This is a genomic window from Suttonella ornithocola, from assembly GCF_001889065.1.
GTDB lineage: Bacteria > Pseudomonadota > Gammaproteobacteria > Cardiobacteriales > Cardiobacteriaceae > Suttonella_A > Suttonella_A ornithocola.
Genome location: NZ_LWHB01000167.1, coordinates 1 through 13,999, shown reverse-complemented (window position 1 = coordinate 13,999; position 13,999 = coordinate 1). Strand labels below are relative to the sequence as shown.

The window sequence follows — 13,999 nt, the reverse complement described above, 5'->3', positions numbered from 1 at the left end:
CTCAGTAAGATGGGGATTTTTAATCCAGCTATGGACGGTGAATTTGCTGATCTTGTAGTGCTTTGCAACAGCGCGCCAAGTTTCTCCATTAGCAATATCGTTAAGAATTTTCTGTCGGAATTGGCGGCAGTAGGTCATAGGATATGCTCAGTTTGTTTTTGATAATTCTACTACAAGTTGTTCTTTATATCTGCTTTGGATAGATTGGATTATAAGTGATTTTACTATAGTTACAGTATTAAGATAGATGAATAAAATAAGCACATGTACTATTACTGGAATAGCAATCTAATTTCTGTGACTCTTTTATTACCCTTTGACTATATTTTGCAAGAATAAGAAGTTCTTATTCTTTTAGTAGGCTAAAGGCAATCACGCATTTTCCACTTCTGAACAGTAGGGAAATGGATACCAAAGTTATTGGTTACCTGACGAACCGAATAGCTTTCTGCTAGTTTTGCGATTACTTTTTTCCTGAGTTCTAATGAATAGGGACGCATATGAGTAAAGATGTGTAAATCTATAGTAAGAGACCTTCGCAAAACCCCTAAAAATAGAGAAATTTCAATTTTTAAAATTTTAAAAATATATCAGAATCATAGTGTTAATTTTTATGCTAGTAGTAAAAATTCGCGTGAAGCGGAATTTTGCAAAGGTCTCAGTGTAGGTTATATCTAGTTTTTTAGCTATATTTGTATGATTCTAAAAGATTATGAGAAGCCTTTCAATTTTATACAGTTATTGAAAGGAAAATAATAGCCGTTAAATTTTTAGAGATCTTAACGGCTGAATAGTAAAGAAAGTTTATAAAATTTCAAATATACCGGCAGCACCCATTCCGCCACCAATACACATACTCACCATGCCATAGCCAGTTTTGCCTTGATAACGCATACCATGGATTAAACGAGTCGTGAGTATTGTACCAGTACCGCCAAGTGGATGTCCAAGTGCAATGGCGCCACCAGTTGGGTTGGTTTTTTCAGGGTCCAAATCAAGATCTCGTATAACAGCTAGTGCCTGTGCTGCAAAAGCTTCATTGAGTTCTATCCATTGGAGTTCGTTTTGGCTAATACCAACTTGTTGGCAAGCAGCAGGAATGGCTTCTTTTGGACCAATACCCATCACTTCTGGCGCAACGCCTTTCACAGAGAAAGTGCAATAACGCGCTAGTGGTTTTATCCCTAATTTTTCAAGCATTTTTTCTGAAACGAGAATGACAACCGCTGCGCCATCGGAGGTTTGCGAGCTATTTCCTGCGGTTACGCTACCACCCATTTTAAAGACAGGACGAAGTTTTGCGAGTGCTTCTAAGGTAGTGTCTGCGCGTGGACCTTCATCAGTATCAGCTAGGGTTTCAATGGTTGTTAATCGACCCGCTTCAGCTAAATCAGGGATACGATTGATGACTTTCATTGGCGATATTTGCTTTTTAAAGGTTCCATTTTGAATAGCTTGAATCGCACGACGATGAGATTCTAATGCAAAGGTATCTTGATCTTCTCGGCTAATATTGAAGTCGCTAGCAACGTTTTCGGCAGTAATACCCATTCCATAAGCCATATTAACATGGTCATCTTCGAAGATTTTTGGATTCATGGATTGCGTATTGCCTATCATTGGCACACGACTCATGCTCTCAACTCCTCCAGCAATCATAATATCGGCTTCACCTAAGCGGATACGGTCAGCCGCAATTTGAATAGCATTTAATCCAGAAGAGCACCAACGGTTAATGGTTAGCCCAGGAACTTGTTCTGGTAATCCTGCTAATTGTGCTGCCATTCTTGCGATATTAAATCCTTGCTCAGCTTCTGGAAAAGCATTACCGATTACAATGTCATCAATTTGTTTTGAATCAAGATTGGGGACTTCCGCCAATGCTGCTTGGATAACGTTAATTAAGAGATCATCAGGACGAGTATATTTAAATTGTCCACGATTAGCCTTGCCAATTGCAGTGCGTTTTGCGGCAATAATGTACGCTTGTTGCATCATTGTTCTCCTCTTTTTAATTGCGTAGTGGTTTGCCAGTGGTCAGCATATGCTGAATACGCTCATGGGTTTTTGAATTTTTGACTAATTCCATGAACTGTTCACGTTCCAGCTTAATAAGCCAGTTTTCAGTAGCTTCAGTATTAGGTTCGATATCACCGCCAGTAATCACTGTTGCAATACGATTGGCAATTTCATAGTCATATTCACTGATCATTCGCCCTTCAAGTAAATTAACCAGTTGCATTTGTAAGGTGGCTTTTCCATCCCGTCCAGCTAATTTAAAAGGTTTATCAATGGGTGGACGATAACCGGCAGCTGCTAATGCTTTGGCACGTGATAGCGCTGCATAGAGTAATTCGGCAGGATTAAAAACAATCCCATCAGTTGGCTTAAGATAGCCTAGTGCTTGTGCCTCATAAGCACTGGTACTGACTTTTGCCATTGCAATGGTTGTGAAATAGGATTTGAGTGCATTCAATAGGTTATTATCTTGACCAGCACGTTCAGCAGCAACGCGTGCAAATTCTTTGGTGCCACCACCGCCCGGTAATAATCCAACACCAACTTCAACTAATCCAATATAGCTTTCTAAGGTAGCAACACTAGCATCGCTATGTAGAATAAACTCACAGCCACCGCCTAATGCTAATCCTTCTACAGCGGTAACAACTGGAATATTTGAGAAGCGAATACGCATAGAAGTCTTTTGAAAATCTTCAACAAATGCTTCTGCTTTTTGATAATCACCACTTGAAACTTCTTTAGCAACACTTGCTAAATCCGCACCAGCAGAGAAGGGGGCTTGTGGTTGCCAAATCACCAAACCTTCATAATCTGATTCTGCTCGTGTGATAGCTGCCATTAAATCTTTTAATAGTTGATGGCTGCAAGTGTGCATTTTAGTTTTGAAGGAAGCGATAAGGATGCTGGGTGCTTGCGTATGCGTAAATAGACGTAAAGTTTCTGTTTCATCAACCGTCTCTCCCACCAAATGATTTCCTTCGCCAAATAAACGAAGCGGGGCTAATTGTTTTTGATAAACAGCTAATGTTGAACGCGGTATATTTTGGTTAGTTTCTGAACTATAAGAACCATCAGGGAAGTGTACACCCTCTCTACCATCGGTAACCCACGCAGGAAGAGCCGTACTTGAAAGCGTTTTACTAGCAATAATATCTTGCTTAATCCATTCAGCAACGGTTTTCCATCCCGCCTTTTGCCAACTTTCAAAAGGACCTTCTTGCCAACCAAATCCTGTTCGCATTGCAATATCAATATCGCGTGCGCTATGCGCAATATCGGCTAAATGATAGGCGGCATAGTGGAACGTATCACGCAAAGTTGCCCATAAAAACTGTGCTTGTGGATGCTCACTATCATGTAATGATTTTAAACGTGTTGCAGGATCTTTCTCGCGTAACATCGCTAACACGCTTTCTTCTGCTTTATGATTAGGCTCAACATATTGACCAGTACGCGCATCAATTTGCAGAATTTTTTTACCTTCCTTACGATAAAATCCAGCACCAGTTTTTTGGCCTAATGCACCGTTTTCAATTAGTTGTGCAGCAATAGAAGGAACTTTGTAATGCGGATACCAAGGATCATCTTGTAAACGTTCGGCTTTGGTACGGACAACATGTGCAAAGGTATCCAAACCAACAACATCCGCTGTGCGATAAGTCGCAGATTTAGGACGTCCAAGCGGTTTGCCAGTGAGTTCATCAACCACATTGACAGGAATATCTAAGCGTTCAGCATGATGCACCGCCGCTAACATTGCAAAAACGCCAATACGATTAGCAATAAAATTAGGGGTATTTTTCGCACGAACAATTGTTTTGCCTAATCGAGTTGTGAGAAAAGTTTCTAATTGATTAAGTATCTCAGCATGCGTTTCAGAGACTGGAATTAACTCTACCAAGCTCATATAGCGAGGAGGATTAAAGAAATGAATACCTAAGAAGCGAGAATGAAGAGAAGAGGGCAACTCATCAGCTAAATCTTGAATAGATAAACCAGACGTATTACTGGCTAAAATGCTATGTTCTCCAATATGGGGAGCGATACGCTGATATAAGTCCCTTTTATACGCCATTTTTTCAGCAATTGCTTCAATCACTAAATCACACTCTTGGAGTGCTTTAATATCATCATCATAATTACAAGCAGTGATAAGTGCCTCCGCGCCATTTTCTGCTAGCGGAGCAGGCTTTATTTTGGATAATTTTTTAATTGCAGACTCAGCAATAGAGTTGCGGGATTGTCCTTCTTTATCAGTGGTAAGGTCGTATAAGCGTACAGGATAATGCGCATTGGCAAAATGTGCGGCAATTTGTGCGCCCATGACGCCAGCGCCAAGAATTGCAATCTGACGGATTGGTTTCATAATATCTCCTCTTCATTATATTGATTAAAAGACGATCAGTTTAGTTATGATGTTTTTCAATAAATCATTCATTTAATGACTAATAAAATAAAAAATGGCAGATAAAAAGCTTACCTGCCATAGTTTTTATAAAGTTTCTTTCTCAATAGCGGCAATATAGCTATTAAGATTACCATCTAGCTGTTTACCCGTTAATAGGATTCCCCATCGATGGCGTTCTCTCTCATTGAGGACTTCTTCTACAAATACCTTCTCTGAACCATGTCCTCGAATCATTTTAACGCTCATTCCTTTACCACAATTGCCTGTCTGAAAATCTTTCATCTTCTGCAATAGCTGAAGACGAATATCTTCTTGACGATCATGAATAGGAGTTTGCGATTCTTGAGAACCAATTTTCGTAACGAGATATTTGAGATACATTGTTTTCCTCTAAGTTAAAGTAGCGACAGGTTGCCGCCAATAATTAAGCAAGGTAAATAACGCGATCGAAGAGATTTTTCTCATGCTCATTTAATTGCATATCAAAATCATCTACAGTAATTGCAATGCGCATCAAACGTCGCGCTTGCATCACTTTATCTGCCTCTTCTTGTGAAATTAAAGATTTCTCAACAGCTTCTTGTACACGATCTTGTGGACTAAAAGCCGTTAATTTTCCGCTTCGTTCTGCCATACGAATAACTTTTTCGCTTGGCGCAGCTTCACGAATAGCTTGTAAAGCAGGTTCTAATACCGCCAATGGTTCATTAACATCATCAACTGCTACATTTTTAGGAACATAAATAAACTGTGTAAGTCTTTTTAAAGAACCATCAAAATCCATCATTGTCCGCGCAACTGCTGTACCTAATTTATCACTTGGTGTACTATTGCGACAGCCAAGTGGCAAAGTAATTACTCGTAAGAAAATTCTAACAGCTTTATTAGGAATATTTTTTACTAAACCATCTAGTGCATTTTCCGCATCAAAAAGCGCCTTTTCAACAGCATATTTCACCAGTGGTAAATCTTCTTTTGGTTTCTCTTGCACTTGATAATGCTTAAGCACAGCAGAGGCAATATAAAGATTAGAGAAAACATCGCCGAGTCGAGCAGAAAGTTTCTCACGGAATTTTAATGCGCCGCCTAAGCTTAACATTGAAATATCTGCAGCTGCGGCAAAAGCAGCTGATAATCGATTAATCCGACGATAGTAAACGGCTAAAGCCCCTGCATTTGCGGGTACAGAAGAAAAAGCACCATTTGTAATCCCAAGTAAAAAACTACCAGCAACATTGCGCAAACTTTGGCGAATATGTCCTGCTAACGCGCTATCAAAAGCATCTATATTATTTTTACTTACGGCATTAATTTCATTAAGAACATAATTATGACAACGGAAAGCACCTTGTCCAAAAATCATCATTGAGCGCGTAAGAATATTAGCTCCTTCAACTGTGATGGCCACAGGAATAGCATTATAAGCAGACGCTAAATAGTTACGTGGACCAGTCACTACCGCACGTCCACCATGAATATCCATAGCATCATTGATGGTTTGGCGCATTCTTTCCGTGTTGTGATATTTTAAAATAGCAGAGATTACGGATGGTTTTTCACCCATATCTAGCCCAATTAATGCCAAATCTTGAGCAGCTTCCATTTGATAAGTTAATCCACCAATACGCGCTAAAGCTTCATCAACACCTTCAAAACGCCCAATCGGTAAACCAAATTGATGACGAATACCTGCCCAAGCAGAAGTGGTATAAGTTGCAGCTTTGCCGGCAGCAACAGAAAGCGCCGGTAAGGAAATGCAGCGCCCAACAGACAAACATTCCATGAGCATTCGCCAACCTTGTCCAGCATATTCCCGACCACCAATAATCCAATCCAAAGGAATAAAGACATCTTTTCCCCAAATAGGGCCATTCATAAAAGGGCTATTGTTCGGATAATGACGACGCTCATGATATAAACCTTCTGTTCCTTTAGGTAACAGAGCACAGGTAATACCAATATTTTCCTTATCTCCAATAAGATGGTCAGGATCATAAAGCTTAAAAGCCAGACCAAATACCGTTGCAATAGGCCCAAGCGTCATCCAACGTTTTTCAAAAGACACTCGAATACCAATCACATCCTTATGATGCGAGCCATCTCGAGGATCAGTATAACTGCCTTTACAAACAATACCTGTATCAGGAATGGCGCCAGCATCAGAACCAGCATACGGGCTAGTCAGTGCAAAACAAGGAATATCAATACCTTTGGCTAGACGAGGCAAATAATATTCACATTGCTCTTTCGTACCATAATGTTGTAATAACTCTCCCGGACCTAAAGAATTAGGCACCATGACCATTGTGGCAGCCGTACCGCATCGAGTAGCAATTTTTCCTACCACCTTGGCATGCGCGTAATTAGAAAACTCCAATCCACCATATTTCTTCTTAATAATCATTGCTAAAATACCGCTACTACGGATTTTATCCCACACTTCTGGCGGTAAATCACGGTATTTATGCACCACATCCCAATCATTTAGCATTGCGCAAATCTCTTCAACAGGACCATCTAAAAAGTCTTGTTCTTCTTTACTTAGTTGAGGGGAAGGGTAGTTTTCTAATTTTTTCCAATCTGGTTTACCGTTAAAAACCTCGGCATCCCACCAAACAGTTCCAGCATCAATTGCAGCTTGCTCAGTATCTGAAAGTGTTGGCAGCACTTTCTTAAAAAAACCAAATAAAGGTCGGCTAATCAGCTTTTCTCGAATAGCTTTGGAATGGCAAGCATAAACAATTGCAATGCCAGCAATAATTAACCAAAGTGGGGAATGAACAAAAATTCCGATAACAAAAAGTCCTATTATCCATCCCCAAGCTGGCGGGGAAAGATAAGCTAGCACGAGTAAACCAAATAAAATAAACAGCAAAACAACAAGCCACATAGCTTTTCTCCTCTTTAAATTTTAAACATAGTTGTATAAGTCATTTACAATAGCATAAAAAGAATGAGTGCGCATTATGCAATGATTGATACTTAACATTTTATCTAGCAAACTCATTTTTAATTGATTTGAAACCTTTGCAAAACTCCGTTTTCCATTGATTTTAATATATTTTCAAAATTTGAGAATTGAAATTTCTCTACTTTTTTATTTTTTGCAAAAGTATCAAAATAATAACTCAAAAGTATTTTTACAAAATTATAAAAAATTATTTTTGACTGTCTTTAAATGTCATTTGGATGTTGTCACAAGATGACAGTTTGTTGTCATTTTTTACTACTGTGTGATACGGCTTAAATCTCTATAGTTATCTACGACAAAATTGTTGTCGTGTTAGATAGGAGTTAATGATGCCAGGTTATCCACAAGATTTATTAAGTAACCGTTCTGTTGTCAAACATGGTAATTATGCTGTTATTACCCCTGAAGGACGTGTTATCAATGTTATTCCCGGTATAGAGGATTGCAAAATGACAATTCTTGCCACCCCAAAAATGGGTGCGAGTTTTGTTCAGCTCATTGGTACGTTAGGGGAAAATGCTAAAACTTCTATTACGTATGCGAACAAGCCACATGAGGAGTCGCTTATCTATGTTTTAGATGGTGATGTTGAGTTAGAGGTAAAAGTTGGTGATGAAACAAAAGTCTTAACTCAAGGCGGATATGCTTATGCCCCTGCTGGTGTTGGTATTGATTTTTCAAATAAAAATCATAAGGAAGGAAGAATCTTACTGTATAAACAACGCTATGTACCACATCCAGGTGGATTAGAGCCTTATGTTGTATTTGGCAATGTCAATGATATTGAATGGGCTGATTATGATGGAATGGCAAATGTTCATATCAAAGATTTATTACCAATCGAACAATGTTTTGATATGAACTTCCATATTCTCAGCTTTGACCCAGGTGCTAGCCACAACATTATTGAAACTCATGTGCAAGAGCATGGTGCGTATGTATATGAAGGACAAGGTTGTTATTTATTAGATGAAGATTGGTATTTGATTAAACCAGAAGACTTTATTTGGTTTGGTCCTTATTGTAAACAAGCAAGCTATGCTGTTGGTCGTGGACCATTTAGTTATATTTATTCAAAAGATTGCCACCGCGATGTTGAAATTTAAAATTTAAAAGGAGAAATAGTCATGGCATTAGATAAAAATTTTAGAACCAAAGATATTCGCGAAACCTTAGCTGAAACCAATATGAAGGGACGCAATATTACCTTCTTAGATGATTTTAGCCGCGATGAGTTATTAGCATTATTCCGTTCAGCTGAAATGCTTGAACCTTTTATGAGAACAGGTTTGGACTTATTACATGGTAAGGTGCTTTACACTCTGTTCTTCCAACCATCTACAAGAACACGTTGCAGCCATGAAAATGCAATGTTGCGTTTAGGCGGAAATGTTATTACGGAATCTGATCCTTTGCATAATTCGTCTGTTGCCAAAAATGAAAGTTTATATGATAGCTTGCGGGTAACTTCTGAATATGCTGATGTTATCGTCATGCGCCATCCAAATGACCAAGAAGCCTTAACTGCATTAGAGGAATTGGGTGATCATGTTTCTCCAGTTATTTCAGGTGGATATGGACACGTAACGCATCCAACTCAAGGACTACTAGATGCTTATACTTGCTGGAGAGCTTTTGGAGATTTAGAAAAAACTACTATTGCAATCGCTACTCCTGATTTATCCCGTGCACGTTCAGGACAATCTTTTGCATTAGCTTTAGCCGCAATGGGCGCAAAAATTATTTATACCGGCACCAGTGAATTGCGTACTCCAGAAGTAGTTCGTAAGAAATTAACAGATATGGGCGCTCATTTTGAGGAACATTTCGATTTAACGGAAAAACAAAATGAAGAGCTCTATGCAGATACTGGAATTGACTTAATTTATCTACCAGGCTGCTCAGTGAAGAAAGATGATCCAAATCGTGAAGATTTCACGAAGAAGATGATGAACTATTATGTTTCATTAGATATGTTGAAACGTATTAAGGCTAAAAATAATAAAGTTGTTGGGGTTCATCACTCTTTACCACGTAATGAAGGTGAGTTTGACTTTGGTATTGATAATACTGAGCATCAGCTATATTTCCGTGCGATTGGTTTCTCTGTTGCTATTCGTATGGCATTACTCAGCGCAGTTGTTGGGGTAAATTAGTTCTTTAAAGTTATATAGCAGCTTATAACACTGCCGCCTTTGCCTGAGACGGCAAAGGCGGTTTTTATTTTTAGGAGAGTCATCATGAAAGAAGAGAAAAAGAAAAAATCCTTCAAAATGCCAGATATTTATATTGTTTTATCGGTATTTATTCTTATTGCGGCTTTAATGACTTATTTAATTCCAGCGGGTCTTTATGAGCGGCAAACAATGACAACTGCCCATGGAGAGCAAATTCTTGTAGTCGCAGGAACTTATCATACTATTGAACAACATCCTGTTGGCTTTATGGATATTATTTCTGCGATTCCAGACGGTTTGAAACGTGCTGCCGGTATTGTTTTCTTAACCTTTATGGTCGGCGGCTGTATGGGCTTAATTAAGCGTGCGGGCTTAATTGATATGGGTGTGCAAAAGTTAAGTAATGCTGTTGGTGATAAGGGATTCTTAGTTATTCCAATATTAATGGGAATTTTTGCTGGATTAGCAGCTTTTATCGGTGTGCCTGAGTTATCTTTAGCTTATCTTCCCGTATTGTTGCCACTATTTTATCGTTTGGGTTATGACGGAATGACAGCGACGGCTGTTGCCTTACTTGGACCTTGTATGGGCTTTACTTTTGGTCTAACGATTCCTGGCTCTGTGGGTGTAGGTCAACAAATCGCTCAATTACCAATGTTCTCAGGTTCAGGTTTCCGTGCGGTTGTTTTGGTATTGGTCATGATTATTGCGATTGCTTATGTCATGTTCTATGCCGCCAAAGTCAAACGTAATCCAGAAAAAAGCCTTACTTTAGACTCTGATAACGAAATCAGAAACGCTATTGCGCAAGAGGAAGAAGCAAAAGGTGAATTAGTTTTCACTGAGCGCCAAAAATATGCCGGTATTACTTGTTTGGTATTATTCCCCATCGCAATTTTCTTAATTCTCAAACAAAACTTAGGTTTTGAAGCAATTGGAGGGCTGTTTCTCTTTATCGGAATTGTGTCTGCTGCGGTTGCAGGTAAAAAGGCGCAACAAATTTGTGATGATGTTAATGCTGGTATGCGCGATATGATGGTTGCAGCATTATTGTGTGGTGTTGCTAGCGCTATTGCTGTCATTATGGATAAAGGGGTTATTACAGATACGATTGTATACTGGTTAGAAAGTATGATGCGTTCTGTTCCACCAGAGTTCACTGCTATTGCAATCTTTTGGGAGCAATCTATTTTTAACTTCCTAATCCCTGGCGCAACTGCATTGACTGTATTAACTATGCCAATTATTTCTCCATTAGCAGATTTATTAAGCATTTCTCAACAAGCAGTGGTTTCTGCTAATGCTTGGGGTGGACAGTTAACAGATATTTTCTTCCCAACTTCAGGATTCTTTGTAGCGACTTTGGTGATTGCTAAAGTGGATTACACCAAATGGTTAAAATTCTATACCCCTTTAATGTTGGTTTTAGGTGCGCTTGCTAGTGCAGCTCTATATATCATGATGCAACAATAATGAGGAGCAAAGTATGTTTGATACTATTATTAAAAATGGATTATTGGTATTACCAGAATCTGTAGAGCAAGGTGATATTGCTATCAAAGATGGAAAAATTGCGGCAATCGGTCAGCTACAGGTAGATGCTGAGAAAGTTGTAGATGCTCAAGGTTGCTATGTAGTCCCAGGTGTAGTGGATGTACATATGCATATTTCAGAACCAGGTAGAACCGAATGGGAAGGTTACGCAACAGGTACACAAGCAATGATTGCTGGCGGTACAACCAGCTTTGTTGAAATGCCTTTAAACACTATTCCAGCTACGATTAATGTAGAAGCTTTAAATACAAAAATAGAAGCAGCAAAAAATCAATGTTATGCAGACTATGCTTTAATGGGAGGATTAGTTCCACATAACCTTGATGATTTAGAGGCTTTATCTGCTGAAAATGTTGCTGCTTTTAAATGTTTTGTTGCTACTTGTGGCTCTGATAAGCCTGGAGATTTTAAAAATGTCAATGATTATGAGTTGTATCGTGGGATGCAAACCTTGGCGAAAACAGGCGATTTATTGATTATTCACTGTGAAAATGCCGCTGTAACAGATAGATTAGGCGCTGAAGCGAAAGCAGCTGGCAAAAAAACATTAGTTGATTATGTTGAAAGTCGTCCTATTTTTACAGAAGTTGAAGCAGTTAGACGTGTTTTATTCTTTGCTAAAGTTACAGGCTGTCGAGTGCATATCGCGCATTGTAGCTGCCCTGAAGCGGTTGCAGAAGTGTTGAAAGCACAAGCTGAAGGGGTTGATGCAAGCTGTGAATCTTGTCCACATTATTTCTTACTTGCTACTGAAATGTTAGATGCTATTGGTATGAGTGCTAAATGTTCTCCACCGATTAGAGATAAGCAGAATCAAGAAAGAATGTGGGAATTGCTAGAAGATGGTGTGATTAAAATTTTAGGTTCAGATCACTCACCATGCACACCAGATTTAAAAGAAACAGATAATGCATTTGATGCATGGGGCGGTATTGCAGGTTGTCAAAATACCTTAGATTTAATGTTTGATGCTGCTGTAAAACAAAGAAATATTAGCCCTGTAACTTTAATGCGCGCTTTAGCAACTGAACCCGCTAAACGCTTCAAGCTAGCTGATAAAGGAGAATTATCATTAGGTAAAGATGCAGATATTGTGATTCTTGATCCTAATCAAAGTTATACCTTAACGGTGGATGATTTATTCTATAAAAATAAAATTAGTGCTTATCTTGGCTTTGAAATTGGTTGTCGAGTATTGAGTACATGGTTACGTGGAAAAGAAGTGTATAGCTTAGAAAAAGGCATTATTGGCGAACCACACGGCGAACGGGCGCGTTTGTATAAATTAAGTAAATAGATTTATTAGGAGATTAATTTATGAGAATTGTTATTGCTCTTGGCGGAAATGCAATGTTAAAGAGAGGAGAACCATTAACTTCAGACAATCAACGTGCAAATATTCGTGAAGCGTGCGCACAAATTTCAAAAGTTCATCCAGGTAATCAGCTCATTATTACGCATGGTAATGGTCCACAAGTCGGTCTAATGGCATTGCAAAGCAATGCCTTCAAAGAAGTTCCTATGTATCCTTTGGATGTATTAGGTGCTGAATCAGTTGGAATGATTGGCTATATGATTCAACAAGAAATGGTTAACTTTGTTTCAAAAGAGACTTCTTTAACCACTGTTCTAACACAAACAGAAGTTGATCCTAAAGATCCAGCTTTCCAAAACCCAACTAAACCTGTCGGACCTGTCTACACGAAAGAAGAAGCGGATAAAATTGCAGCAGAAAAAGGATGGACAATGGCACAAGATAACGATAAATATCGTCGTGTCGTTCCTAGCCCTCTGCCTACACGTATTTTTGGTTTAAAACCCCTTAAGACGCTTATTGAGAATAATTATTTGCTAATTTGTGCTGGTGGTGGCGGTATACCAACTTATTATGATGAGAATGGTCAATTCTGTGGGGCAGAAGCTGTTATTGATAAGGACTTAGCAACAGCATTACTGGCATCTTCAATTGACGCTGATTTACTCATTATTGCGACAGATGTAGATGGCGTATATTTAGATTGGGGCAAAGAAACGCAAAAACGTATTGTTAGTAGTGATATTGAAGAAATGACTAAATTTGATTTTGCAAAAGGCTCTATGGGACCTAAAGTTCAAGCGGCAATCAATTTTGTCAAAGCGACTGGAAAAGATGCTGTTATCGGTGCTTTGAATGATATTGAAAGTATCGTTGCTGGAAAAGCAGGTACCAGAATTAGCGGACAAGTAAAAGGAATTACTTACGCATAAGTTAAAATAGATGTGCTACTAGCATCAGCTTTTACTAAAAATGACATTATAGTAATGAAGTCTGATGCTAGTTCTTGAAAAATCAAAAGAAGATTTCTTAAATTTCTTATTTATATAGAATAATATTTGTTCTAAATAAAATATATTATTTAATTTCATATTGATAATTAATATCAGTAATAAGGATGAAATATTTTATCTAAAATAATAATAAAATATTTATTGAGTTTTAATTTTAATAATAGGTTTATTATAGTCAAATCACTTATAATCCAATCTATCTAAAGCAGATATAAAGAACAACTTGTAGTAGAATTATCAAAAACAAACTGAGCATATCCTATGACCTACTGCAGCCAATTCCGACAGAAAATTCTTAACGATATTGCTAATGGAGAAACTTGGCGCGCTGTTGCAAAGCGCTACAAGATCAGCAAATTCACCGTCTATAGCTGGATTAAAAATCCCCATCCTAAAGGCTTTACTGAGCGTAAGCCCTCAAAGATTGATGATGAAGCCTTGCTTAAGGATATTGAGCAGTATCCTGATGATTACCAATGGGAAAGCGCTAGACGTTTTAATTGCTCGCAATCAGCGATTTGTTATGCTCTAAAGCGACTA

11 protein-coding genes are annotated in these 13,999 nt (G+C 38.4%); 6 read left to right on the top strand and 5 right to left on the bottom strand.

All coding sequences use genetic code 11. The features are described from left to right. From A5N85_RS17815 to A5N85_RS11740, 5 genes are all read right to left on the bottom strand, one after another. Positions 1-138 (bottom strand): helix-turn-helix domain-containing protein (locus tag A5N85_RS17815; protein WP_143143274.1); only part of this gene is annotated, 138 nt, incomplete at its 3' end. A gap of 666 nt (positions 139-804) precedes the next feature. Beyond that, on the bottom strand, positions 805-1,998 hold the full coding sequence (locus A5N85_RS11755; protein WP_072577389.1) for an acetyl-CoA C-acyltransferase: 1,194 nt from the start codon (positions 1,996-1,998) through the stop codon (positions 805-807). 13 nt (positions 1,999-2,011) lie between these two features. Then, positions 2,012-4,387, bottom strand: coding sequence for a 3-hydroxyacyl-CoA dehydrogenase/enoyl-CoA hydratase family protein (locus A5N85_RS11750; protein ID WP_072577388.1), 2,376 nt, complete (start codon positions 4,385-4,387; stop codon positions 2,012-2,014). A 126-nt stretch (positions 4,388-4,513) separates the two neighbouring features. Further along, positions 4,514-4,810, bottom strand: coding sequence for a hypothetical protein (locus tag A5N85_RS11745; RefSeq protein ID WP_072577387.1), 297 nt, complete (start codon positions 4,808-4,810; stop codon positions 4,514-4,516). Between the two features lie 43 nt (positions 4,811-4,853). After that, positions 4,854-7,319 (bottom strand): acyl-CoA dehydrogenase, encoded by a 2,466-nt coding sequence (locus A5N85_RS11740; protein ID WP_072577386.1) that lies wholly within the window; start codon positions 7,317-7,319, stop codon positions 4,854-4,856. A 410-nt stretch (positions 7,320-7,729) separates the two neighbouring features. Between A5N85_RS11740 and allE the strand changes: the two genes are divergently transcribed. From allE to A5N85_RS11710, 6 genes are all read left to right on the top strand, one after another. Further along, positions 7,730-8,506 (top strand): (S)-ureidoglycine aminohydrolase, encoded by a 777-nt coding sequence (gene allE / locus A5N85_RS11735; protein WP_072577385.1) that lies wholly within the window; start codon positions 7,730-7,732, stop codon positions 8,504-8,506. 21 nt (positions 8,507-8,527) lie between these two features. Further along, entirely contained in the window at positions 8,528-9,556 is a 1,029-nt protein-coding gene (locus A5N85_RS11730; protein ID WP_072577384.1) for an aspartate/ornithine carbamoyltransferase family protein, read from the top strand. An 84-nt stretch (positions 9,557-9,640) separates the two neighbouring features. After that, positions 9,641-11,050, top strand: coding sequence for a YfcC family protein (locus A5N85_RS11725; protein WP_172460840.1), 1,410 nt, complete (start codon positions 9,641-9,643; stop codon positions 11,048-11,050). Positions 11,051-11,063: 13 nt separating this feature from the next. Further along, positions 11,064-12,428 (top strand): allantoinase AllB, encoded by a 1,365-nt coding sequence (gene allB / locus A5N85_RS11720; RefSeq protein WP_072577383.1) that lies wholly within the window; start codon positions 11,064-11,066, stop codon positions 12,426-12,428. Between the two features lie 20 nt (positions 12,429-12,448). After that, complete coding sequence (gene arcC, locus A5N85_RS11715) at positions 12,449-13,378, top strand: carbamate kinase (protein ID WP_072577382.1); 930 nt, start codon at positions 12,449-12,451, stop codon at positions 13,376-13,378. A gap of 342 nt (positions 13,379-13,720) precedes the next feature. Next, the coding region (locus tag A5N85_RS11710) for an IS630 transposase-related protein (protein WP_072575442.1) at positions 13,721-13,999 on the top strand (279 nt) is incomplete at its 3' end.